The organism is Aureliella helgolandensis (genome assembly GCF_007752135.1).
Taxonomy (GTDB): Bacteria; Planctomycetota; Planctomycetia; order Pirellulales; family Pirellulaceae; genus Aureliella; species Aureliella helgolandensis.
This window is the reverse complement of the sequence record NZ_CP036298.1, coordinates 84,376-109,153: the sequence shown is the minus strand read 5'-3', so window position 1 is coordinate 109,153 and position 24,778 is coordinate 84,376. Positions and strand designations below refer to the sequence as shown.

Genomic DNA, 24,778 nt, shown 5'->3' with positions numbered 1-24,778 from the left:
CTGAAGTCGGTATCTTGGGTATGGCAGAGCGTCGGGCAATCCTCAAAGTGAAACGTGGGCAACAGCGCGAAGCGCTGTCGTTGCCATTAGCCATCGCACAGCTAGCCCAACAATCCGACGTGGTCAGCTACATTGACTCGGTGCGGCAAGAGGGACGCGGAACCATTGAGGGGGTCTGGCCCGGCGCGCTAGCTCCACTGATTGCCAGCTGGCTGTGCGTGGAGCCACGTCCGCTGCTGATCATCCTACCGCAATTAGCGGAGGCAGAGGCGTTGGCGGCCGAGGTTGGTGAGCTGCAACCGCTGGAGGCCGACGTGTTTCCGCCGGGGAGTGAAGAAACCGAGCTGGAATCGCTGGCCCACCAAGAGACAGCCCAGCGTCTGCACGTCCTCAGCCGACTGTACAAATATGCAGAAGCGGGCTCCAAGCGGGCAGCAGGCCGCATTTCGCCACCAATCGTGGTCACCACTCTGCCCGCTCTCATGCACAGCGTCCCCAGCCCCGCTTCGTTGGAGGGGGACAAGCATGTTCTGCAAGCGGGACGACGCGTCGATGTGGAGGCCCTCAGAAGATGGCTCGTCGAAGCAGGTTACCACGCCACCAGCTCGGTGCAGCTACCCGGGGAATTTGCAACCCGAGGCGGAATCCTAGACATTTTCCCCCCCGACGAGGCACTGCCGGTGCGGGTGGAATTGTTCGACGATGAAGTCGAATCACTCCGCTCCTTCGACGTCATTTCCCAGCGCAGTATCGAACGCCGCGAAACTCTGCAACTGCTGGCCGTGCAGGGTTCCGTCGCGCAGGATGGCAATCTGCTCGACTACATGCCCAGCGACACCATCGTCATGGTGCACGAGTCCTTGACTGTCAATGCGGCCGCAGAAGCTTTTTTGAGTCGCGTTCCCTTTCCCGAACGCTTCGATGCGCCGCAAGTCCTGTGGCAACGCCTCGCAAGCTACACCATGTCCTATTCTTGCCAATTGGCAGCAGAGGGCTACCTGGGACAACTCGGGCGCCTTCCGCTGAACAATGTCGAACGCATCGGCGGAGACCTGGAAAAACTAGGCAAGGAGATCGACGAGCACTGCCAGCAGCGATCGGTGATCGTCGTGGCCATGAACGACGGGGAGCAACAGCGGTTGGGCGAGCTTCTATCGGAATCTCAAGCCCTCAAGAGCGGACGACTGGAGATTGTGGTCAGCCAGCTCCAAAATGGCTTTGAGATCATTCCCGATGGGATGTGGGTCCTGACCGCCGGACAACTCCTCAGACGCAGCCACGTTCGACGCGCCGCCAAACGCACCAAAAGCAAGCCGATCGACAGCTTCCTGGACTTGCGCTCCGGGGATCTAATCGTGCACCTGTCGCATGGCATCGGCGTCTACCGAGGCACGGAACTGCTCGAAAAACATGGACAGAAGTTTGAGCACTTAGTCTTGGAATTCGATGGGGGAACACGGATTTTTGTCCCAAGTTCCAAAATCGAACTCGTCCAGCGCTATGTAGGTGGCACCAAAAGCAAACCCAAGCTGGCGAAGATCGGCGGACAAGCTTGGGCGCGGCAGAAGAAAGCTGCCGAGAGTGCCGTACAAGACATGGCGGTCGAATTGCTCGAATTGCAGGCGCAGCGCAACAGCCAACCTGGCATCGTGTTTGGTGCCGATAGCGTTTGGCAAAATCAATTTGATGCATCCTTCTCCTACGTGGAAACACCCGACCAATTGACCGCCATTGACGCAGTCAAGGGGGACATGCATCGCTCGCGGCCCATGGACCGGCTAATTTGCGGCGACGTCGGGTTCGGCAAAACCGAAGTCGCCATGCGCGCTGCATTTAAGGCAGTCGACAGTGGCTACCAAGTTGCCGTGCTGGTGCCCACCACCGTGCTAGCAGAGCAGCATTTCAAGTCGTTTCGAGAGCGACTGGCAGAATTCCCCTTCGACATCGAAAAGCTCAGCCGTTTCGCTTCCGCTCGACAGCAAAAGGAAACGGTACGTGGGATCATCTCTGGGCGAGTCGATATTGTCATTGGCACCCATCGCATCGCCTCCAAGGATCTGAAATTCTACAACCTGGGCCTACTCATTATCGACGAGGAGCAACGCTTTGGCGTCGAAATTAAAGAGCGTCTCAAGCACTTGCGAAGCAATGTAGATGTCCTAACACTCTCGGCCACCCCCATCCCAAGAACTCTGCACATGTCTCTCGTCGGCGTGCGCGATATTTCCAACCTGGAAACACCTCCCGCCGACCGCTTGGCAGTGGAAACGCGCACGGTCCGGTTTGACGATAGCATCATTCGAAATGCGGTCCTGCGAGAGCTCAACCGCGGTGGGCAGATCTACTTCGTGCACAATCGAGTCCACGACATCGAAGAACTGGCTGCGCGGCTCAAACGCATTGTCCCCGAGGCCAGTATTGTGGTCGGGCACGGACAGATGGCTGAAGGGCAGCTTGAACAAGTCATGATCGACTTCATCGAGCACAGGTACGACATACTGTTAGCCACAACGATTATCGAAAGTGGCCTCGACATTCCGAATGCTAACACGATCTTCATCGACGAAGCCAACCGCTACGGACTGGCCGAACTGCACCAATTGAGGGGACGTGTCGGGCGTTACAAGCATCAAGCGCATTGCTATTTACTGGTGGATCGCCACAAGCACTTGTCCCCCGATGCGGCTCGACGGCTCCACGCGATTGAGGAATACAGCCAAATCGGTGCTGGCTTCGGCATCGCCATGCGCGACCTCGAAATCCGTGGGGCAGGCAATCTGCTTGGCACTCAGCAAAGTGGACACATCGCCGCGGTGGGCTACGAACTCTATTGCCAGTTGCTGGGCAATGCAGTCCGTGAACTAACTCACCAACCTCCTAAATTAGCAGTAGATGTCGATATTGACATTCCCGTCCAAGCTTTCCTACCAATCGACTACGTCCCCGAGTTGCGACACCGAATTGATATCTACCGCCGCTTGAGTCGCGTTTCGGATATCAAAGACTTGGACGAAATGAGCGACGAGCTCAACGACCGTTTTGGGCGACTGCCACAACCCGTTCAGACGCTGCTGCAAGTGGCTGAACTCAAAATCGATGCTGCGATTTGGTTTGTAAAGTCTCTACAAGTCGAGGAGCAGTACCTCGTGATGACCTATACCAATCGGCAGCGGATTGAGCATCTCGCCAAGCTTCACGATCGTCGACTGAGAATCGTCGACTCGCAAAAGGCCTATTGGGTCACCGACACTGGCAGGGCAGGGGAGCCAATCGACTGGATCGCTCAAGCTCGGCAAGCACTCCGGTCGGCCTAGCAACATGCCCGTCTCGCAGGCCCCTCGCTGCTCTCCTGGACAGCACTGGGTGTCTTGAGTGCGGAGCGACTATCCAGTTCCAACCCAGTCAATAGCTCAACTGATTCAGGATTCGAAGAGCGTGGAAAGCCTACTTGCCCAACGTACTCATGACGCATTCTCGCCAGGAGATCGTCGACGCGGAGAAGCGTATCGCCATTCGGGAAACTTAGCGCTCGAACAAGTGGGGCTGTATGGCGCTTGGGCGACGGCCTCCGGCTCCAATGGCGAAACGTATGAGCTCGGAATCGATTTCCGCTCTGCGGAAACTGGATACTTAGAGGCCAGTTGCGATTGTGCAAGATTCTCAGATGGCATCAATTGCAAGCACTTATGGGCCATGCTGCGTGAGCTAGACCTACAGTTCGAGGTGCCTTTGCTCGGTGAGGGGAGCTTGGATATAGACTGGTGCGAGATCGAAACCCTCGAGATTGGTCCCCCTGCAAACCGCCGCTCAAGCCAGCCCAGCCGTGGACGGACGGCTTCCGCTTCAAGAGGTGATTCCAATCAGTCCAACACCCCTACCTTGGCCGCGAACAAGCTAATTCACCAGCTCACCCCGCGTCCCCAAGCCCGCAATACTAGGTTAACTTGGAAATCACTCATGAACTCCATTCAGGCGGTAGAGTCACCCCAGCCGAGTGCTGCGGTGACGCAACGGCCTCATTTGCAATACGCCCTTTGCTTGGCAGACCTGGAACTTGACCCGTTCTTCAGGCTGAGAGTCTACATGTCCCACCGCAACTCGATTGGAGAATGGGGCGCACCTGTTAGGTTAGACGCTAACAAACAATCGATGAGCAACCTGTGCGACGATACCGATCGCCGAATCCTAGCACTCATGGAGGCTGACGGCGCTTATGATCCCCGTTATGGGAATCCCCCGCAGATACTCAATACCTTGGCATTTCGGCCCCAGCTACTACGCGACACCTTAACCTCACTCTGTGCGTCGGGGCGTTTTGGCTGGATGGCCGCCGATCGCAGACCCCTGCATGAGAATCGGCCAATTGCATTCGATGCTGGGCCAGCTTGGCGACTCGATCTCCATATCCATCCCGCCGAGGAGGGGCAGGTCAATCTATCGCCACGGCTCATTAGGGCACCAGACGCCGCCACAGCTCAGGAAGCGAGAGTCGCTGGACCGCAAGCAGAAGCGAAAGACAACGAAGAAACGCCAGCTGCAATTTGCGATCTGGACCAACTCGTTGCCATTTGCCCAACTGGAATTGCCCTATTCCAAGACCGAATTAGCTTGCTTCGCGCTGAGGATTACGAGTGGATTAAGATTTGGCAGCAGCAAGGGGAAACCTGCCTACCTGCCGAAAATTTAGGAGGCTTCCTGGCGAGGCTAATGCAGTCCGACTCTCCGGTAAGCTTCACCCTGGACCCCAGCTTAGGAATTGTTGAAGAAATCGCTGCCCCCCCCAGAGGTAAACTCAAGCTAGCTACCCCAGCACATTCCACGGGGCTCGAGTTGTCAGCCACAATTTCGATGCAGTATGGTGAACAAGAAATCCTGCTCACCGACACATCCACGCACCTGTGGGATGAATCGCAGCGCAAGATTCTGAGCCGAAATCGGGAGGCAGAATCGCAGCTATTGATTCCCCTGCAAAAGTTCCCGTTTCGCGATTATACGTACGGCTACCAACAAAGCGAAATGCGCATCAACCACCAGTGGCTGGGAGAGTTGGTGCGCGACCTCAATGACCACCACTGGGACGTACTGGCGGATGGCCTTCGCTATCGAAGCGCCGGCTCGTTTGACCTTCAAGTTACGAGTGGGCAAGACTGGTTTGATCTCGAGGCCAATATTGATTTCGATGGAGTGCAGGTAACGCTGCCCGAGTTGCTAAGTGCGATCAAGCGCGGTGATCGTTACATTCGCTTAGGAGACGGAACCCAGGGATTATGCCCTGAAGAGTGGCTCAAGCGTTTGCAGGGCCTCTCTGGCACTGGGGAAGTGTCTGGAAACTCCGTGCGGTATCGTCGCAATCAAGGATTGTTGCTCGACGCACTCCTGCAAGAACAAGAGAATGTAATTCGAGATCGCGGCTTTACTACCTGGTGCAACAAACTCAACGACTTCAAGGGGATCCAGCCTGCCAAACAACCACGCAGCTTCCAAGGAGACATGCGAGACTACCAAAAAGACGGACTCGCGTGGTTCGGTTTCCTGCGTAAATTTGGTTTTGGCGGCTGCCTTGCAGACGATATGGGACTGGGCAAGACCATTCAAGTACTTGCGCTGTTACTAACTCGCCGACAGCGCAGACTCAAGGAGGGAGAAACGCGCAAGCCATCCATTGTGGTCGTTCCCAAGAGTCTCGTTTTCAATTGGATTTCGGAAGCAGCCAAGTTCGCTCCCAAATTGAAGGTCCTCGATTACACAGGCTTGGACCGCGCGCAACATGCCGATTCGATCCTCGACGCTGACCTGGTAGTCACCACCTATGGAACCCTCCGGAATGATATCCCGCGTCTCCGAGACCTTGAATTTGACTACGCCATTTTGGATGAGGCTCAAGCCATCAAGAATCCGGCTGCCCAGGCGACCAAAGCGGCGCGACTGCTGAACGCCGAGCACCGCATCGCGATGTCGGGTACTCCCATCGAAAATCAATTAGGGGACCTCTGGTCGTTGTTTGATTTCATCAACCCCGGCATGCTGGGCCACGGAAAAATGGGCAATCTAACCGCAGGTCGGGAGGGCAACGGCGATCGATTGCAATTGCTGAGCAAGGCGCTCAAACCGTTTATCCTGCGGCGGACCAAGGAGCAGGTCTTAAGCGAACTCCCCGAGAAAACAGAACAGACGCTGTACTGCGAGATGAGCGCGCAACAGCGCAAGCTCTACGGGGAATTGCGCGACCACTATCGCACACACCTGAGCTCTAAAGTGCAGGAACTGGGTATCAAGCGTTCGAAGATCCACGTCCTGGAGGCGTTGCTACGCCTGCGACAAGCCGCATGCGACCCGCGTCTAATCCATCCGAAGAAATCGGTCCAGGGCGCTAAGATCCACACGCTGGTCGAACATCTGACCGAAGTATTGCAAGAGAATCACAAGGCCATCGTGTTTTCGCAATTCACCAGCTTGCTAGCCCTCGTGAAGAAGGAATTTGATGCCCAAGGCTGGAAGTATGAATACCTGGACGGCAAAACGACTCGCCGGCAAGCCTGCGTCGAGCGTTTTCAGGAGCAAGCAGACTGCCAATTATTCCTGATCAGCCTGAAAGCGGGAGGGCACGGCTTGAATCTCACCGCAGCGGACTATGTCTACATCCTTGACCCATGGTGGAACCCAGCGGTTGAGGCACAGGCCATCGATCGCGCGCACCGCATGGGACAGGTCAAGCCGGTCATGGCCTATCGCATTATTTGCCGCGAAACCGTCGAGGAGAAGATTGTCGATCTACAAAAATCCAAGCGAGATCTGGCCGATGCCATTATCAGTGCTGATAAGAGCCTGATCAGCCAGCTGTCCCTGGAAGACCTGCAAGCCCTCTTCGCCTAACTGATCTTGTAGCCCACCGGTGCAGACCGGTTGAAATCGCAACCCGCAGCGTCACGGGCTGTTGATTTAATCGCAATTTGAATTTTAATGCGGAGGTTGCGTCCTTAATTGACTTTTAGCGGAGGTTATCTTTCCTTGCTCACGCGGCGGGTTACTATTTCAACAGCCCGGTCAGCAAGAGCGTCAGCAAGGAAGTACCGTCACCGCTACAACGCAATTGGGATCGCGGCCTGCCCAGCACAACTGAAAAAACGCGTCTCAACCAACCGTCACGAGGAGGCGCGGGAGTGATGGACCAAGTGCGGGAGCTCAGGCACCAGCAACTGTTCGCAGGCCAGACGCACGGCGGCCGTCGAACCTGGTAAGCAAAAGATCAATGTCTCACCACATCGCCCCGCCAAGGCGCGACTCAGCATGGCCGCCGGACCGATCTCCTGGTAACTCAACCAGCGAAAGAGTTCACCAAATCCGGGGAGCTCCACTTCTAGTAACGGGCGTATCGCTTCGGGTGTTTGATCGCGGGGTGAAATGCCAGTCCCACCGGTCAACAGGATCACGTCGATCCGCTCCTCACGGCACCAACGCTCGGCCTCACCACGGATCCGTTCGGGTTCATCGGGCACAATGCTCCTGACTTGCAAGGTGTGCCCAGCTGCCTGCAGCAGATCGACGATGAGTTGCCCACTGCGGTCGGTGTCGAGCGTCCGAGAGTCGCTGACCGTGAGGACGGCAAAGGTCAAGACTCGCGGTGCTGCCTGGCGATGCTCGTTAACCGACGGGGAATAGGACATGACTAAAGCTGCCAACCGTAGGAACGCCTGAGCACATCCTCGACCATGGCAGTAATGTCGCGGAGGGTAAACGGTTTCGAGAGCACGGTGTCGGTGGCTAAGGCGTGCGCCTGTTCCACGATCGAGTCGTCCAGCTTGGCGCTCATGAGGATGCACGGCAGATTGGTCGAGACGACCCTTCTTATTTGGCCGAGAGCTTCCAAGCCGGAGAGACGCGGCATGTGCACATCCAACAACACCAAATGCAATTCGTCGGTAGATTGCACAAACTCCACCGCTTCTCGCCCATCGGAGGCGAAATGCGTACCGTATCCACGGCGCTGGAAGACCTCTCCCAAGGACTCGCGAAAATCCCGGTCGTCATCGGCAATCAATAGTTTGGGTTTTTCCCACTGCACTGGCTGGTCCCCTCCGACTCGAGGTCAGGGAAGAGAAAGTGGTTTGCGACGAGCTACCGCAGGTTGCTAGAATCGGCAATGATGTGTCTGCCACAATTGCGCCCAGAGACCTGCCCCCGCCGTAGGAAGCATTATGCGTGCCATAAACCTCAGATGGAAGAGAGGATGGGCGAAATGGGGCGTCCACGCTAATCCAAATTAACGATTTTTGGCGATTTTCGCCACTTTCCAGCTCACCGTAGAGAAATTTTTTTGTGCCAGCTGAACAGACCGACACCTTGATTTTGCGAGTGTTCCCGTGGAGTGAAACCAGCCTGATTGTCAATTTGTACTCGCGGGATTTTGGCAAGCTGGCTGCGGTAGCCAAGGGAGCCCGCCGCCCGAAAAGCCCCTTTGAAGCTGCCCTTGACCTGCTTTCGGTCTGTCGCGTAGTGTTCATCGCTAAGTCCGGAGATGTGCTCGATATCCTGACCGAAGCAAAACTGCAGAAGCGATTTCGAGCCGGTACGCGCAATTTGCTGCGACTGTACGCAGGTTACTATGTTGCTGAACTGCTCGATCGTCTGACCGACAAGGGAGACCGGCAGCCCGAGATCTACGATCTAGCGGTTGCCACCTTAGCTGCCCTGGAGGAACCGAATTTCGAGCTGCGGTGCATCGTGCTGCGGTATGAGTTGCAGATGTTTCGCTTGATTGGACAACTGCCAAGCTGGAGAAAATGCGCTCAATGCGGCAATGAGGCAGATGACGTGGAATGGCTAACCTTCAGTTCCCTTTCGGGAGGCGTCCTGTGTGATGCCTGCCGAATCGGTGCGCGAGACGTCCTGCGTTTACCCCGTTCCGTCCGAGATTTGTATGAAAGATTCAGTCTGGCTGATTGGCAGTCGATGGAATTAGAAAGTTACCCTAGCAATCACCGCGCGGCGTCGCGTGGAGTTGTCCAGCATTATTTAACCGTCATGCTGGATCGCCGATTGCAAATGCACAGCTACCTAGAGGAGCTTGGGCGTTGACAAGGAAGTCCCCGCCGAGAAAGCTAGCAATCAATTGGTCGATGTGGCTGCCCTATTCAATAGTGGTGGTTTCGCTGTGTACCAATGGCTGCAGTATTTTCTCCCCCAGTCGAGGTTCGCAAACCGATTACGCGGCTGCGAAACGCTCCATTGAAAATCCGGTCGGAGTTGGCGGCGAGCCTTACGGCGACGGTACGTTTCGACCCGAAGGGGTGTCCGCGGAGCGCGAAGGCGTCACGTCGGACTTCTTTGAGAGAATCGGGCTGCGCGCTAAGCGACGCCGCGATGTCGATCTAGCGCAAAGTTTGTATGGCCAAGCCGATGCGGCTTTCGAAGCCGCCAAGACGCTCGAGGGAGAGGCGCGCGCCGAAGCCTTCCGAAAGGCAGCCGGCCTGTACAAGGATGCTGCAAAAAATTGGCAGAGTTCCGGCCTGGAACAAGACGCGCTGCTCATGCAAGCCGAGAGCCACTTCTTTGCAGAAGACTACTACCGAGCGGAACTCGTCTTCTCGGAATTGGTCAAGGAGTATCCACGCAATCCCTATCTAGACCATGTCGGTTCCCGTCGATTCGAGATTGCCGACTACTGGTTGAAGTCCGACGCACACCAACACAAGCCGTTTGTCGTGCTCAATGTCTCCGATCCCAAAAAACCTTGGAACGATACCGGTGGACACGGAATGCGCGTCCTAGAGCGCATTCGCATCGACGACCCGACAGGAAAAGTCAGTGATGACACGACGATGCGCATCGCCGTTGAACAATACGAAAAGGGGAAGTTCGAGGAAGCGGCCATGACGTTTGAAGACCTGCGCATGACCTATCCTGATAGCGAGCACCAGTTCAACGCCCAATTCCTAGAGATGCAAAGCTTGCTGGCTTCCTACCAAGGGCCTACCTACAGCAGTGTCCCTCTGACCGATGCGCATAAACGAGTGCTGCAAATCGTCAAACAATTCCCCAAAGAGGCGGAAGAGCACCAACAAGAAATCAACCAAGCGTACTCCAAAATCCGCTTCCAAATGGCCGAACGCGTTTGGGAACAAGCCGAGTACCGTCGCAAACGGAGCGAGAATAGTTCGGCGAAATTCCATTACAATCGCATCCTCGAGGAATATGGCGATACGCCCTTTGCCGAGCGAGCTCAAACGGGCCTCGATGCCATCCAAGGGGAACCCAGCGATCCACCTCAACGGTTTCAATCCTTGCTGTGGATATTTGGCGATACACCCGATGACGGGCGACCGTGGAGGGAGATGCCCCAGAGTGCTGAATAAGTGGCAGGTCCCCAATCTCGAACTAGATTCCCCAGCTGCGGCCCCCGCGGTGCCCAGCTGCACCGCCAGCCCCACAATGGAGCTGGTGGACGATAGCGGTACGTCGCGGAATTTGCCCTGCCTAGCCAGACGCCGATGGCTTGGGCTGGCTCCACTCGCCCTGCTATGCCTTGGGACCGCAGCGGTCGGCTGTGCTGGCTATCAACTCGGTAGTCGCTCACTCTTCAACCCCAACATCCGTACCGTCCACATTCCAGTCATTCGCAACGACACCTGGCGCCACAACATCGGCGTGCAGCTCACCGAAGCTGTCATCAAAGTGGTGGAATTGAACACGCCCTACAAGGTTGTGGGACCTGCCAATCCGGACAGCACGCTGACTTGCCGCGTTGCGACTCAAACCAAACGCACGGTGACCGAAGCCAGTACCGATGAACCGCGAGTCATTGAAACCTTGATTTCACTAGAAGTCACTTGGCTCGATCGGCAAGGAAATCCGTTGATGGAAAATCGATTTGTGCCGATGGGTGAGTTCTCGTATTACTTCATCCAGGGCGCAGATTTTGTCCCGGAAGGTGGCCAGAGCATGGCCACGGCTCAACAAAAAGCCGTAGAGAGGCTTGCCGATCAAATCGTGCAGCAAATGGAAATACGTTGGTAACCGACCACTGCAGAGCACCGGCGGTGCCCCCACGGTGGCTGAGCAACTAACATCTCTCCCCCAGTCCGGCAGACACGCCAGTCTTTCCAGGGCTCTCCGACCTGCGGTTCCCCACTATCCTTCCTGCCCCACCCACAGATCGATGGGCCATGTTAGGCTATTGGCTGTGGCGGATTCACCGACACGCGGTTAGCAGATTTACCGATTCTGTCGATTCTCAGTAGGGCACTTTCGGCAAGTCGCTTGCATTGCTCGATTTTACGTACCGGATCCTGTGGGTAACTTACAGTTTGGGGACAGACGCTAGCGGAGTCTACGGGCGGTCGCTAGTGGCTCGCTCACTCGGGGTTGTTGATACGGGAACCCGCCGCGCAACAGGCTGTCGATTTTCTCGAAAACGTAGAAACCCGAATCGCCCATCGCTCCGCCAAAGCCGCCTCAAGGGCCACTCTTTCGCAGTGCGAACGGCGACACGGAACAAAATCCACCGCCGCTTGCGCCCAAACTAGGCTCAGCATGAGCCTACGTATCAGTGGGCAATCCGTTCGAGCACTCGAGGGATTGCTCATCACCGTATGGCAGACAACTTAATTCTTAATTGGCAATAGACATCATGGCCCGCGATAACTTTAGCAATTTTGACTTCGACCTGAACGGCAAATCGCCTCAACAGATCGCTGGCGGAGCCCTGCTCATCTTTGGGCTGGTAGTGATCGCCTACGTCGTCTGGAGCGCCGCCTATGTGGTCGACGCGCATGAACAAGCGGTAGTGCTACGCTTCGGAAAATACCACACCACAGCGCCTCCCGGACTGCGCTTCAAACTCCCAGGCATCGACCAACGCGTACTCGTCGACATGAGCGAAAAGAGCATGAAGCTGCCCTGGGGCTACAACGAACGATCCAACACAGACTTCCCTTCCGAAGGGAGTCGCAGTGATGACCGCTCGTTGATCTTGACGGGCGATTTGTATGCAGCCGTGGTGGAATGGAATGTATTCTGGCGAGTCACGGAGCCTGAAAAATTCATCTTCAGCTTCAACGAACAACATGTCAATCGCGTACTGCTGGCGGTTGCAAGGTCAACCATGCACCGCATTGTGGGTGACTACTCAGCCGACGAAACGCTGACGGTAAAACGCGAGGAGATTGCCTTGCAAGCGTTGTCGGAAATGAAAGATGCTTTGGTCCTGTATGACGCTGGCATTGAGATCACCAACTTACAGCTACAACGCGTCACGCCACCCGATTCCGTCAAACCCTCTTTCGATGCGGTCAACGCATCGATTCAAGAGAAGGGTCAATTGGTCTACGAGGCCACTCGAGAACGCAACAGCATTCTTCCCATGGCACGCGCACAGGCCGACAAACTGGTGCGTGAGGCGGAAGGGTATTCTTCGCGCCGCTTGTCGGAAGCCCAAGGAGAGATTTCCGCACTCCTAGCCAAGTATGAGAGCTACAAGTTGGCTCCTGAAATTACTCGGCAGCGGATGTACCTAGAAACGATGGAGCGAGTGTTTGCAACCGCTGGTCGCAAGCTGATCCTGGATGAGCAGCTCAAGGGACTCGTCCCGCTAATGCAAATTGGACAACCTGCGGCAAACCCATAGCCGTTTGAATCGCACGTCCACGGAACACTGCATTTCCTCGAACTCCCAATCAGCAAAGCCAAGAACATGTCCCGAAAAATAGCTCAATTTGCCGTATCGATCGTTGCCGTATGCGGCTTGATCCTGCTCGCCGCCCAATTCGTTGTCTACATCGTCGACCAACGCGAATTGGCCGTCGTCATGCGATTTGGCGAACCGGTCCGCTCTCAATCGCGACCGGGAATGTACTTCAAAACACCCTTCATTGAAACGGTCCGTAAATTCCCCAGCACGCTCCAATTTTGGGGAGACGATCCTGCGGAGCTGCTGCCCGACCTCCCAACCAAGGATGACAAGAAGATCGAAATCGTCCCCTGGGCAGTTTGGAGAATCAGCGACCCCATCGCCTTTGTAAAACGGATGCGAACTTTAGAGAACGCTGAAAATCGCGTGGCTCAGTTTGCACGCGGAGCCATTCGCGATGTCATTACCGTCTATGACCTTGAGGATTTAGTGCGCAGTACCAACCGTGAAATGAAGATGGCGCAACTCGAATTTGACGAAGAATCGATGACCATGCTGCAGGAGGCACTCCCCGATGCCGAGCTGATGGTGGCTGCCCCTAAGAGCAAGGGGCTCGTCGGACGGCAGGCGATCCTCGCGAAAATCAATGCAGTAGCGCATGAAAGTTTAGAGACGAAAGAGGGCGCCGAAGCGGGCGACAATCGAGGCATTGAACTGGTCGATGTTGGTATCTCCCGCATCGATTTCGTCGACTCCGTACGCCAAACGACCTTCAAGCGTTGGATCGCAGAACGTGAAGCCATCAGTACGCTCAACATCAAAGAGGGCGAGGAGCGAAAGCAAGAGATCCTCAATAAGACGAACGCCGAAATCGAAAAGATTCAGGGAGAAGGACAGCGCGAAGCAAGCGAGATGCGAGGGCGAGCCGACGCGGAGGTCATCAAACGCTATGCCGACGCCATTGGCGAAGTAGGCGACTTCTATACCTTCGTCAGAACCCTGGAAGCTTACGAGAAATCGATCGATCAGTCGACCGAGCTGATCCTGACGACCGATAACGGTTTTCTGAAACAGCTCCAAGTGATTGGCGAAGCGGCCCCTGCTCAATAGAGCGAGTTGGCCTCAGAACCACCCGACTGGCCAACTGCACTCAGACAGCGCGGAATGCTGAGAATGAGTACCGCGCACAGGCAAGCGATAGCCCCACCGGCTAGCACATCACTTGGGAAATGCGCTCCGCTGGTGAGTCGTTGCAGGGATGCCAACATCGCCAGCACCGCAAACAATGCGGTGCCGCGCGGAAAGGCAAGGCTCAGGCCGATCATCAGCCCCCAAGCGGTGGCCGTGTGCCCCGAAGGAAAACTTCGCTGCCTAGCATCCCAAAAATCGAGCTGCAGCGCCACCTCCCCCGCCGCAGTCGCTTCTACCGGCGCCCCCTCCACCAAGCGGACCAGCTCTTGGGAATGCGGCCGGACTCTTACGAAACAGCTCTTGAGGCCGTTTGCCATCAATCCGCTGGAGATCGTGATCATCACGGCTACCCAGACTGCTGGACGGCGATCGACAGAGACCAGCAGGATACTCCCCAAGATGGCTGCCGCTCCCAAGCCATGCGCAAACGCCTCGCTCAGATCGATGGCGCGTCGCAAGTCTCCAGGAACATGGATTTGCCGCAAGTGAGCTGACCACTCCGTATCTAGGCCCGTGATGAGCCAAGCAGTGGCCATGCACAAACCAGCGGCCAACAGCAAACCGAATCGCAGGCTGAGCAATCTAGCAGAGAGTTGGGAGACTTTAGGATTCGTCACTAGCGATCGCGCTTTCTGCCTCGCTGGTAGCAAGAGTCGATTGTGGAGACTGGATGGACCGATTTCCGCCATATTAGGCCAGCTGCCCGCTTTTGCAAACACCTCTCCCGAGCGCCCCAGTCTGCCGATAGAAGTCGCTAAATTTTGCGACTCTGTCGGGGAATGGCATACTCTTCCTCAACGCGTTTCGATACGTTGAAGGGGCGCCGGTCGTCTACCGAACGCGTGCAGCAGACTTGAACAATACCATTGCCGGACGCGGCACCGATGAAAATCGTCTAGGGAGATGATGTCCGTGGGATCGATCAGCGAAAGCGTAAAGACCGCCAACTCAGCCATTCGCACCCTGCTTTTTGCGGTGCTGGTAGGCGTGCTCGGGAGTGGCAGCTACTTTGGATACAGTGAGTACACCAAGCGTGACAAACTCGTGCGCGACCAAGAGGAGCAAATCGAGAAAGTGACCGCCGAACTGGAGATTCTCAATGAGGAGCTAAGCGTAAAGGCTGCAGAGGTCCAAGTCTTGACGGTCGATCTCCAAGAAAAAGCGGTCCAAATTCAAAAACTCGAAACCGCCCTAAACCTCCTCAAGGTCGATCAACGCCTAGCCCGACTCAACGTCCTCAACATCGAACGCAACGAAGCGGGGCAGGCCGTCTCGTCACGACTCGAATTCGTCGAACTCTCCCCGCAGGGCGAACCACTTTCCAAGCCCAAACAATTTGAACTGCCGGGCGACGTGGTCTATATCGATAATTGGGTAGTCAAATTCGATGACAGCTACATCGAAAAGGGAGACGTCGAGCGGGGAACGTCCCTGTGCCTCTTCCGACGCATCTTTAGTGAGCAGCAAATTCCTACCGAAGGGATCGCGCTGGACGAAATTGGAATGCGTCCCCAGGCCTATGCCCGCGGTGGTGCGATGTCTGAGTTCGAACAACAGTTGTGGAGCGAGTTTTGGGAGTTTGCAAACAATCCCCAGAAGGCTGCTGCCCTAGGAATTCGGGCAGCTAATGGCGAAGCGGTGTCGATCCAAGTCCGTGAGGAGATGGCCTACAACATCTCGCTACGCTCCTCAGGTGGTCTGTCCATCGAGCCAGTCAGCATCGCTCCCTAAGCGATCCGCGTTCAGCTTGAAACCTGTTCCGCCATGCGCGCCCAGCGCGATTTCCCGTCGAAGCGGGGTAGGGTGAACCCGCGCGTTCTGCAGTCTAGCGAGCCAAGCCCCCGAACAGGCCACAATTCTAGCTCCGCCCCCACTCAGACCGAGGAAAGCGCGCCTTCGATGCGCCCCCTGGCTAAGCGTCTGCCCTGCAATGCCTGCCCTCGAGATACCGGCAAGCTTACTCGCAGCCCGGGCAGGAGAGCTGCGACAGTTCACAGCCCTCCATGAGGGTTATTCGCCCCTCGCGCATGCACTTCGTGTAGAATAGAGCTTCCCACCTGCATTCCCACCTAAGTTGCCACGCCCATGCTCAGCTCATCTGTAAGATCGCTCGTTTTGGCCGGCTTGCTCAGCCTTGCTTCTGTGGCTGCCGCACAATCACCAGCCACTACCGCCGACTATGAATACTTTGAGCGTAAGATCCGACCGCTACTGAGTGAGCATTGTTATGAGTGTCATTCGGCTTCCGCCCAAACGGTTCACGGCAGCTTGAAACTCGATTCGGCCCAAGCCTTAAACGCTGGGGGAGACAGTGGTGCTGCAGTGGTTGCAGGCGACAGCGATGCCAGTCTGCTAATTCAGTCCATTCGCTACGAGGGGGATTACGAGATGCCCCCTCAAGGGAAGCTGGCCGAGCAAGACATCCTGGAATTGACGCGTTGGGTCGAGCAGGGGGCCTATTTCCCGCCGGCGATGCCAGGCTCGCACACAGCCGAAAATACTGCGTCGGGCATCGACTATGAAGCCGGTCGCCAATTCTGGTCGTTCCAGCCGCTGAGCCAGCCAGAGCTTCCCCCGGTCGACCGCGTGGATTGGCCCCAAACGCGGAGTGACTCTTTTGTATTGGCTGCCATGGAGGAGCGAGGCCTGGCGCCGACATCGCCTGCCGACAAACGGACGCTACTGCGTCGCTTGTATTTCACGCTGACCGGACTTCCCCCCACTCCAGAACAAGTGGAAGACTTTGTAGCGGACCGCTCCGACGCTGCGTTTTCCAAGCAGATCGACCGCTTGTTAGATTCCCCCGAGTATGGCGAAAAATGGGGCCGATGGTGGCTCGACCTCGCCCGCTACACCGATCGCACCGCCAGCTGGCTGCCTCAAACCACCCAGGCGCACCTCTACCGCGATTGGGTTGTGAACGCGTTCTGCGACGACATGCCCTACGCAGAATTCGTGCATCGGCAATTGGCCACCGACCTACTACCCAGCACGGGCCCCGAAGACATCCCAGCACTCGGCTTCATTGGCCTCAGCCCAACCTATTGGAAAGAGCTCAAGCTACCAAGCGAGATCATCAAAGTCATCGTGGCGGACGAATGGGAGGAGCGCGTCGACGCCGTTTCTCGTACGTTCCTAGGGCTAACGGTCGCCTGCGCACGCTGCCACGATCATAAGTTTGATCCGATCAGTGCCGACGACTATTATGCGATGGCGGGTGTCTTCGCAAGTTGCCGCTTGAGTGAACGGCCACTGATTGGCGAAGAGGAATTCGCACCAGTGCAGGCTGCGCGCGCAACGGTGGAGGGGCTGGAAGCAGAGATCGCCAAGCTCAAAAAACTCAAACCTATTCCGCAAGAGAAAGTCGACTCGCTAACGCATCAAATCGCAGAGATCCAATCCACGACCGAGCACTACGATACCCCTATGGCCAACGCGGTGATCGACGAGTCCGTGCACGTAGTGCGCGCAGGGAAAACCCCGCAAGAGGGAACCCAACTGGAGTATCGCGCTGAGCCGTATGACCTTCCGTCGTTTATTCGCGGCAATCCCAATCGTCCCGGCCCGGTGATTCCTCGACGTTTCCTGACCGTGCTGACTCGAGAGCCACAAGCCTTTCAAATCGGCAGTGGACGACTCGAGCTGGCGCAGGCCATCACCTCAGATGCCGCCTCCCTAACGGCTCGCGTCCTCGTGAACCGAGTCTGGCTCGCTCACTTTGGACGTGGCATCGTCGATACGCCCAGCAATTTCGGACGGCAAGGCGGCCGCCCCACTCACCCGCAACTCTTAGACGATCTGGCCGCAAGATTCATTGCCCAAGGATGGTCGATCAAGTGGTTGCATCGCGAACTCCTCCTTTCAGCCGCATGGCAACAATCGACCCAAGGCAGCCAGGCGGATCCCGACAACACCTGGCTTTCACGGATGAACCGGCGTCGGCTGACGTTCGAGGAATGGCGTGATGCAATGCTGCAGGTGAGCGGCGAACTGACGCTGTCCCGAGGTGGCCCAGCCGTTGCACTCGAAGAGCCTGACAACCATCGCCGGACACTTTATGCAACCGTGAATCGTCGCGATATCTCTCCGACTCTCATGATTCACGACTTTCCCGATCCAAATCAACATAGCCCGCAGCGAAGCCCTACGACCACCGCCTTGCAAGGGCTCTTTGCACTCAACAGCCCACTCCTCGCTCAGCAAGCCCAGGCCCTGGTGCACAGACTCGATCGCGAAGGCTTGTCAGAAACCGAGCCTAGAGTTGAGCGCATCTATACGCTGCTTTTTGCACGATCTGCAACGCCCAATGAACTGGCGCTAGGGCTAGACTACTTCGAGGCTCACGAGGCGCAGGGCAGCCAAGGCAGTTGGGAAACCTACTGCCATGCAATGCTACTTTCCAATGAATTCATTTACATCGACTAGGGACAACAGCATGAATCCCCTTCAGCCTCAAGATGGATGGATCGATCGCCGGCAAATGCTGCAGCGTTTAAGCGGTGGCATAGGTGCAGTGAGCGCAGCTCACCTCCTGGCGAATTCATCATCACTTGTCAATGCTGCAGAACTCCACAACGCAACGCCACACTTTCCAGCCCGGGCCAAGCGAGTTATTCACCTATTCATGAATGGTGGTCCCTACCAGGGAGACCTGTTTGACCCCAAACCCGCGCTCGCCAAGTACGCTGGTACCAAGCCGAGCGGCGCGGATTTGCTTACCGAGCGGCCTACGGGCGGCTTGCTCCCCTCGCCCTTCAAGTTCCGGCGTCACGGCGAAAGCGGCTTGCAAGTCAGCGAACTACTCCCGCAACTCAGCCGCCACATCGACGATATTTGCGTCCTGAACTCGATGCATGCCGACAATCCCAATCATGGTCCGGCACTTCTGCAAATGAACAACGGCACCATCGTCCCGACTCGCCCCAGCATGGGAGCTTGGATGTTGTACGGCCTGGGGAGCGAGAACCAGAATTTGCCGGGCTATGTTGTCTTATGTCCCGGTCGCCCCGTTCGCTTCTCGATCCTGTGGAATAGCGCCTTCCTACCATCCCAATTCCAAGGCACCTACATCAATCACTCCACGATAGAACCGGAGAAGATGCTGCCACACCTGACCAATCCGCAGCCGGACAATGGCAAGCAGCGTGAATTGCTCGACCTGCTAAGACAGGTCAACGCCAACCATGCAGAGGCGCACCAGCACGATTCAGAGCTTCTGGCCCGCAGCGCGGCGATGGAGACGGCCTATCGCATGCAGTTTGAAGCGAGCGAGGCGTTTGACTTGGAGCGCGAGACCCACCAGACCCGCACCTCCTACGGCACAGGACATTTTGCCAACGGTTGCCTACTGGCGCGGCGCATGGTCGAGCGTGGAGTTCGCTTTGTGCAAGTCTACTACGGCAATGGACAACCGTGGGATACGCACAGTGGACACAATGAGACGGTTCCGAAACTGTGCCGCGCCATTGATCAGCCGATCGCGGCTCTGCTCGAAGACCTCAAACAGCGTGGAATGCTCGAAGAGACGCTCATCGTGTGGGGCGGTGAATTTGGCAGAACCCCCACCTCAGAAAGTGGTAATGGTCGCGATCACAATCACCATGGGTTCACAATGTGGATGGCGGGCGGCGGCGTCCAAGGCGGCATGACCTACGGCGAGACCGATGAATTTGGATTCAAAGCGGTCGTCGATAAGATGCACGTGCATGACCTGCACGCCACGATGCTCCATCTGCTTGGGATCGACCACGAACGTCTGACCTATCGCCACGCCGGTCGTGACTTCCGCCTGACCGACGTCCACGGGCGCGTGGTGCATGAGATTGTAAGCGGATAACCGCAATTTACAATTTCACGTTTACAATCCACGCCGCCCAAGCAGCAGCGCCGCCTTTGCTTTTGACGAATCGCGAGTTGGTTTCATTGCTCGCGACCTGCTACTGAGAAACAATGCACCTCAATTGGGGCGGCTGCCATGCCTCCCTAGCGAGAATCAATGCGCAGGGTTGATAGAGACTTGCACGAAAGCTATGCTGCATATAAAGGTGCAGATTAGAGCTGGAGCGATTGTGTTCTACTGAGAAAGGCGATCAGGCTTACAAATCCTTGCACTTTTCGACGTAGACCCTGCCCGCATAGACAGAATTCGACCATCTCTCGCGGATTGGAGCCTGAAGATGATGCAGCCCATTACCGGATACCATACGGACCAAGCGGGAGACTGGGTCGCCAGATTGGCCTGCGGCCACGTCCAACACGTACGACACGACCCTCCATGGACGATGCGTACGTGGGTCACGACTGCACTTGGCCGCGAGAGCATGCTTGGCTTTCCTCTCAATTGCAAAAAATGCGATGAGGGAGCACCGCGGGACGACTTGGATCGCGTATGAATTCCTAGGTAAAGTTTGATAGAATGCAGCCCGACTCTTCGCATCCAGCCTGCATTATTGACTCCCACTCCGCCATCGAGCTAAGTAAATTCATGCCGAACCCACGACTTCCTCAGCGGACTCTGACTGCCGGAATCTGCCTTCTGCTAGTCAGCCTCGTCGCCTCCGTTCGGGTGCACGCCGAACGCCCCAACGTAATTATCGTGATGGCAGATGACCTGGGAATTGGGGATGTTTCTCCAACCAATCCAGAATGCAAGATCCCAACCCCCAACCTTCAGCGCATGGCCGACCAAGGCCTAACCTTCCTCGATGCTCATACTCCCAGTTCGGTATGCACGCCAACCCGCTACGGCCTCCTGACGGGGCGCTACAATTGGCGATCGCGATTGTCGCGTGGAGTACTTAGCGGCACGAGCGAACACTTAATTCCACCCGAACGACCAACGCTGGGGCACTTGATGCGCGGCGCTGGGTACCATACGGCCATGATTGGCAAGTGGCACTTGGGCTGGGACTGGCACAAGGTGAAGGGCGAAATTGATTTCACGCAACCGGTACTCAACGGCCCTGACGTTAACGGCTTCGATCAGTATTACGGCCACTGTGGCTCGCTAGACATGCCCCCCTACGTCTGGGTTGATACTGGCAAGGTCACGGCACAACCAGATCGCGAGGAGGGAGTTACCAAGAAGCAAGATCGATATGGCTGGTATCGCCAGGGGCCGATTGGCTCCGATTTCCACATCGACAACGTGCTACCACACCTGTTTGAAAAATCGATTTCCCACGTTGCTGCGCGGGCTGCGGAGTCCAAGGCGGGCAAGCCGTTCTTCCTCTACCTTCCGCTGCCGGCTCCCCATACACCGATCGTTCCAGTTGCTCCCTTTAAAGATGCGAGTGGGTTGAACCCCTACGCCGACTTTGTCATGCAAGTCGACGATCACCTGGGGCAACTCTTGCAGGCCCTGCGGGACCACGGCCTGGACGACAACACGCTGGTCATTTTCACCAGCGACAACGGCTGCTCACCCGAAGGAAATTTCGATTTGCTAAAAGGACACGGGCACGATCCCAGTGCCGGGTATCGTGGTCACAAAGCCGATATCTACGAGGGAGGACATCGCGTTCCGATGATCGCTCGTTGGCCAGGACACCTCCAGGAAGGGCGTTCGACGCGCGCCTTGGCCTGCCTAACGGATATTTACTCCACTCTCGAGGCTCTCACCGAGCAACCAAGACAAGACTTGGGGGGCGAAGATGGTTTCAGCCTTCTCCCGGTATTTGAAGGGCAAGAGTCCTCTGGCCGCGAGGCGTTGATTAGCCATTCCATCGATGGATCGTTCGCAATCCGCCAAGGCCCCTGGAAGCTCTGCCTGGCGGCGGGGAGTGGCGGTTGGAGTGCCCCCCGCGAGCCGCTGGCCAAGAAACAAGGCCTCCCCCCCATGCAGTTGTTCAACCTCGATGACGATCCGGCTGAGGAGGAAAACCTTGTAGAATCCAAGCCTCAAGTGGCAGCTGAGCTCCTCGTATTGCTCGACCAGCAGGTGCAATCGGGGAGATGCACGCCCGGCCAGCAGGTGGCCAATGATCGCAAGATTGCGTTTCTACCGGAAGGAGTCACTCTGCCGGGCGCGAAGTAACCCCCAACCGCCGCAACCAACGCTCAAGCGGCCGGCCGGTCACCGCAACCTTCCAGTGAGAACGCGCCTTGAAACACTATGGATGGGACAGAGCAGGGGGGCAAGCCTCACTCACAGCGCGACACTGCGCAACACAGCGCGACACTGCGACTCAGTGCGTGACAAAGCGCGCCAGTGCGGCAAAAAGGCCCACTCTCCCAATTCCTCAGCATTGAGACACTGGTTTGCCGATGTGAGTGCATGGGCATCCTGAAAGAGATTTCGAACCAAATTTCCTTGTGTTTCCGGTGGTAAACACGCTGAAACGAACGTGCTGGCGGAATGATTGCCCGCTGGCGGAGCGATGCGACCGATCGCAGTGCGACGCGCTTTGATGGCGATTGCCCAAAAAGCACTCTTGCGATTTACGGCTGAAACGCTACACAAAGATAAGAGAACCACCCTACAACCAAGCCATGCTCGGTCGGATAGATGCCGAAGCCCCCTTGCGCCAGCGGCCCACAGGGTGCTTAGCATCTTAGGTCCCACAGACTAATCGACCGCTCGATACAACAGACTATTTTGAAGAATGAGTGACCGCGCTGATGTCGAACTCTTCCAGCCAAACGCCTGCCATCCCACACGCCGGGACTGGCGACAGCAATTCTCCCGAGATGGAGAGCTATTCGTATGACGATCAGATCGTACGCATGTTTGCAACCGCCACGATTTTTTGGGGCTTGGTGGCAACCCTGGTCGGGCTTGTGGCTGCTATCTTCTTAGTCGCCCCTTGGCTCACCAACGGATTGCCCTGGTTCACCTTTGGGCGGTTGCGGCCGGTGCACACCAATGCGGCGATTTTTGCCTTTGCAGGCAACGGGATCTTCGCCGCCGTCTACTACAGCACGCAGCGATTGTGCAAGGCGCGAATGTGGAGCGACGTGCTGAGTCGCATCCACTTCTGGGGTTGGCAAGCCATTATTGTGGCTGCCGCTATTACCTTTCCGCTGGGAATTACTCAGAGCCGGGAATACGCGGAACTCGAATGGCCCATCGACATTGCCCTGGCCATCATTTGGCTGTTCGTCTTCGGTGGCAATTTTATGATGACATTGATCCGTCGTCGCGAACAACACATGTATGTGGCTTTGTGGTTCTATATCGCCACCATCGTTACCGTCGCCTTGCTGCACATCTTCAACAATCTCGTGGTGCCCACTTCACTATTCCACGGATATTCCGTTTACGCCGGAGTGCAAGATGCTTTCATGCAGTGGTGGTATGGACACAATGCGGTTGCGTTCTTCCTAACCACTCCGTTTCTGGGGTTAATGTACTACTTCCTCCCCAAGGCGGCGGAACGCCCGATCTTTAGCTACAAGCTGAGTATCATCCACTTTTGGTCCCTCGTCTTCATCTACATTTGGGCGGGACCTCACCACTTACACTTCACCTCCTTGCCCGAGTGGGCGAGCACCCTGGGCATGCTTTTCAGCCTGATGCTGTGGATGCCCAGTTGGGGTGGTATGATCAATGGTCTGCTGACGTTGCGTGGGGCTTGGCACAAAGTCGCCACCGACCCCATCCTGAAGTTCTTCGTGGTGGCATTAACCTTCTACGGCATGGCAACCTTTGAAGGCCCCATGCTGTCGATCAAGAGCATCAATGCGCTCAGCCACTACACCGACTGGACCATTGCCCACGTGCACGCTGGTGCCTTGGGCTGGAATGGTTTCGCCCTCTTTGGCATGCTCTACTGGCTACTTCCTCGGCTGTATCAGACCAAGCTGTGGAGTCATAAATTGATGGAGAGTCACTTCTGGGTTGGGACGCTGGGCATCCTGCTGTACATCATCCCGATCTACGCTGCTGGGCTCATGCAAGGCTTGATGCTGCTGGCCATCGATCAAGAAACCGGCCAGCTTGCCAACCCTGATTTTGTCGAGACGGTGCAGTCCATTGTTCCACTATGGTGGCTGCGAGTGCTGGGTGGCGCCCTGTACATTTCGGGCATTATCATGCTAGCAATCAACGCAGTAATGACCTGGATGAATCGCCCTGCAAAGTACGAAGTCCCGGTCTATTCGGCTCCGCGCCTGCCACTCCACTATGTCGACCACACGCCAGCAACCAAGACCGTTCTGGCCGATGCTCCGGTATTGGAAATAGGCAAGAAGCTCGACACTTGGGCCAAGATGGATTGGCACCGCAGTTGGGAGCGTTTGCCCGTCAAATTTACGGTGCTTACAACCCTGGCCGTCGTCGTCGCAACTCTATTCGAATTGATCCCGACCTTCCTGATTCGCAGCAATGTACCCACGATTGCTACCGTTAAGCCCTACACGCCGCTGGAGCTAGCAGGACGACAGATCTATGTTTCGGAGGGTTGCTACAACTGCCACTCCCAGCAGATCCGTCCGATGGTGGCTGAAACGAAGCGTTATGGAGAGTACAGCAAGCCAGGTGAATTCATCTACGACCATCCCTTCCAGTGGGGTAGCCGTCGTATCGGCCCCGACTTGGCGCGAGAGGGTGGCAAGCAGAGTAGCTTCTGGCACTGGTCGCACTTTGAAGCCCCAGATTTAGTAGCTCCAGGTTCGGTCATGCCGAGCTTTGAACACCTGCTGCTGGATGATTTGAAGTTCGAAGGAATTCCTCCACTGGTGGAAGCGTCCCATTTCCTGGGTGCCCCCTACGAAGAGGAATTGGAGAATGCGGTAGAAATGGCCCAACTGCAAGCCGAGTACATCACGGCAGAAATTGTCCAACAGGGAGGCCCGGCCAACGTGCAAGGCAAGCAAGCCATTGCCTTGATCGCCTATCTGCAACGCATTGGTACCGATTACTTCCGAACCGATGAGCCCGCTCCGGTCGCCGACGCCGAAGGGGAAACGGCCGATGGCGAAACAGAAACCAGCGAACCCCAGGAAACTGACGCAGAGTAAGGC

General features: G+C 56.4%; 16 protein-coding genes. 13 read left to right on the top strand and 3 right to left on the bottom strand.

Going from position 1 to position 24,778, the window contains the following annotated elements; all coding sequences use genetic code 11:
- Positions 1 to 20 precede the first annotated feature (20 nt).
- Positions 21 to 3,314 carry a transcription-repair coupling factor gene (gene mfd / locus Q31a_RS00410; protein ID WP_145072493.1) on the top strand — a complete coding sequence of 1,098 codons (3,294 nt, stop codon included), beginning with the start codon at positions 21 to 23 and terminating at the stop codon, positions 3,312 to 3,314.
- A 121-nt stretch (positions 3,315 to 3,435) separates the two neighbouring features.
- On the top strand, positions 3,436 to 6,873 hold the full coding sequence (locus tag Q31a_RS00405; RefSeq protein WP_197355970.1) for a DEAD/DEAH box helicase: 3,438 nt from the start codon (positions 3,436 to 3,438) through the stop codon (positions 6,871 to 6,873).
- A gap of 269 nt (positions 6,874 to 7,142) precedes the next feature.
- Here Q31a_RS00405 and Q31a_RS00400 read toward each other — a convergent pair whose 3' ends face one another.
- The gene (locus Q31a_RS00400) at positions 7,143 to 7,664 is read right to left on the bottom strand and encodes a MogA/MoaB family molybdenum cofactor biosynthesis protein (protein WP_145072489.1); all 522 of its coding nucleotides are present in this window, start codon (positions 7,662 to 7,664) and stop codon (positions 7,143 to 7,145) included.
- A 2-nt stretch (positions 7,665 to 7,666) separates the two neighbouring features.
- On the bottom strand, positions 7,667 to 8,062 hold the full coding sequence (locus Q31a_RS00395) for a response regulator (protein WP_145072487.1): 396 nt from the start codon (positions 8,060 to 8,062) through the stop codon (positions 7,667 to 7,669).
- Between the two features lie 254 nt (positions 8,063 to 8,316).
- Between Q31a_RS00395 and recO the strand changes: the two genes are divergently transcribed.
- From recO to hflC, 5 genes are all read left to right on the top strand, one after another.
- The gene (gene recO, locus Q31a_RS00390) at positions 8,317 to 9,075 is read left to right on the top strand and encodes a DNA repair protein RecO (RefSeq protein ID WP_145072485.1); all 759 of its coding nucleotides are present in this window, start codon (positions 8,317 to 8,319) and stop codon (positions 9,073 to 9,075) included.
- Positions 9,072 to 10,352 (top strand): tetratricopeptide repeat protein, encoded by a 1,281-nt coding sequence (locus Q31a_RS00385; RefSeq protein ID WP_231691007.1) that lies wholly within the window; start codon positions 9,072 to 9,074, stop codon positions 10,350 to 10,352. Before recO ends, Q31a_RS00385 begins: the two co-directional genes overlap by 4 nt.
- Positions 10,342 to 11,013, top strand: coding sequence for an LPS assembly lipoprotein LptE (lptE, locus tag Q31a_RS00380; RefSeq protein WP_197355968.1), 672 nt, complete (start codon positions 10,342 to 10,344; stop codon positions 11,011 to 11,013). Before Q31a_RS00385 ends, lptE begins: the two co-directional genes overlap by 11 nt.
- A 613-nt stretch (positions 11,014 to 11,626) precedes the next feature.
- A complete protein-coding gene (gene hflK, locus Q31a_RS00375) occupies positions 11,627 to 12,622 on the top strand; it encodes an FtsH protease activity modulator HflK (protein ID WP_145072479.1) in 996 nt (331 codons plus the stop codon).
- A 66-nt stretch (positions 12,623 to 12,688) separates the two neighbouring features.
- Entirely contained in the window at positions 12,689 to 13,735 is a 1,047-nt protein-coding gene (gene hflC, locus Q31a_RS00370) for a protease modulator HflC (RefSeq protein ID WP_145072477.1), read from the top strand.
- Here the strand turns inward: hflC and Q31a_RS00365 are convergent.
- Positions 13,729 to 14,433: a phosphatase PAP2 family protein gene (locus Q31a_RS00365; RefSeq protein ID WP_197355966.1), complete on the bottom strand. Its 705-nt coding sequence runs from the start codon at positions 14,431 to 14,433 to the stop codon at positions 13,729 to 13,731. The two genes, hflC and Q31a_RS00365, sit on opposite strands and share 7 nt — an antisense overlap.
- A gap of 295 nt (positions 14,434 to 14,728) precedes the next feature.
- Here Q31a_RS00365 and Q31a_RS00360 point away from each other — a divergent pair, with 295 nt between their 5' ends.
- The 6 genes from Q31a_RS00360 to ccoN all read left to right on the top strand — a co-directional run bounded on the left by Q31a_RS00360 (position 14,729) and on the right by ccoN (position 24,775).
- The gene (locus Q31a_RS00360; protein ID WP_145072473.1) at positions 14,729 to 15,547 is read left to right on the top strand and encodes a hypothetical protein; all 819 of its coding nucleotides are present in this window, start codon (positions 14,729 to 14,731) and stop codon (positions 15,545 to 15,547) included.
- Positions 15,548 to 15,901: 354 nt separating this feature from the next.
- Positions 15,902 to 18,241, top strand: coding sequence for a PSD1 and planctomycete cytochrome C domain-containing protein (locus Q31a_RS00355; protein ID WP_145072471.1), 2,340 nt, complete (start codon positions 15,902 to 15,904; stop codon positions 18,239 to 18,241).
- A 10-nt stretch (positions 18,242 to 18,251) separates the two neighbouring features.
- A complete protein-coding gene (locus Q31a_RS00350; RefSeq protein WP_197355964.1) occupies positions 18,252 to 19,652 on the top strand; it encodes a DUF1501 domain-containing protein in 1,401 nt (466 codons plus the stop codon).
- A gap of 340 nt (positions 19,653 to 19,992) precedes the next feature.
- The gene (locus Q31a_RS00345; RefSeq protein ID WP_145072469.1) at positions 19,993 to 20,208 is read left to right on the top strand and encodes a DUF3565 domain-containing protein; all 216 of its coding nucleotides are present in this window, start codon (positions 19,993 to 19,995) and stop codon (positions 20,206 to 20,208) included.
- A 23-nt stretch (positions 20,209 to 20,231) separates the two neighbouring features.
- Entirely contained in the window at positions 20,232 to 21,851 is a 1,620-nt protein-coding gene (locus Q31a_RS00340) for a sulfatase family protein (RefSeq protein ID WP_231691006.1), read from the top strand.
- A 584-nt stretch (positions 21,852 to 22,435) separates the two neighbouring features.
- On the top strand, positions 22,436 to 24,775 hold the full coding sequence (gene ccoN, locus Q31a_RS00335; protein ID WP_145072467.1) for a cytochrome-c oxidase, cbb3-type subunit I: 2,340 nt from the start codon (positions 22,436 to 22,438) through the stop codon (positions 24,773 to 24,775).
- Positions 24,776 to 24,778 lie beyond the last annotated feature (3 nt).

Excerpts from the sequence above, each read along its gene's own strand:
- ccoN (WP_145072467.1), top strand. The coding sequence starts at position 22,436 with ATGTCGAACTCTTCCAGCCAAACGCCTGCCATCCCACACGCCGGGACT.
- Q31a_RS00345 (WP_145072469.1), top strand. The coding sequence starts at position 19,993 with ATGATGCAGCCCATTACCGGATACCATACGGACCAAGCGGGAGACTGG.
- mfd (WP_145072493.1), top strand. The coding sequence starts at position 21 with ATGGCAGAGCGTCGGGCAATCCTCAAAGTGAAACGTGGGCAACAGCGC.
- hflC (WP_145072477.1), top strand. The coding sequence starts at position 12,689 with ATGTCCCGAAAAATAGCTCAATTTGCCGTATCGATCGTTGCCGTATGC.
- hflK (WP_145072479.1), top strand. The coding sequence starts at position 11,627 with ATGGCCCGCGATAACTTTAGCAATTTTGACTTCGACCTGAACGGCAAA.
- Q31a_RS00350 (WP_197355964.1), top strand. The coding sequence starts at position 18,252 with ATGAATCCCCTTCAGCCTCAAGATGGATGGATCGATCGCCGGCAAATG.
- Q31a_RS00340 (WP_231691006.1), top strand. The coding sequence starts at position 20,232 with ATGCAGCCCGACTCTTCGCATCCAGCCTGCATTATTGACTCCCACTCC.
- Q31a_RS00355 (WP_145072471.1), top strand. The coding sequence starts at position 15,902 with ATGCTCAGCTCATCTGTAAGATCGCTCGTTTTGGCCGGCTTGCTCAGC.
- Q31a_RS00400 (WP_145072489.1), bottom strand. The coding sequence starts at position 7,664 with ATGTCCTATTCCCCGTCGGTTAACGAGCATCGCCAGGCAGCACCGCGA.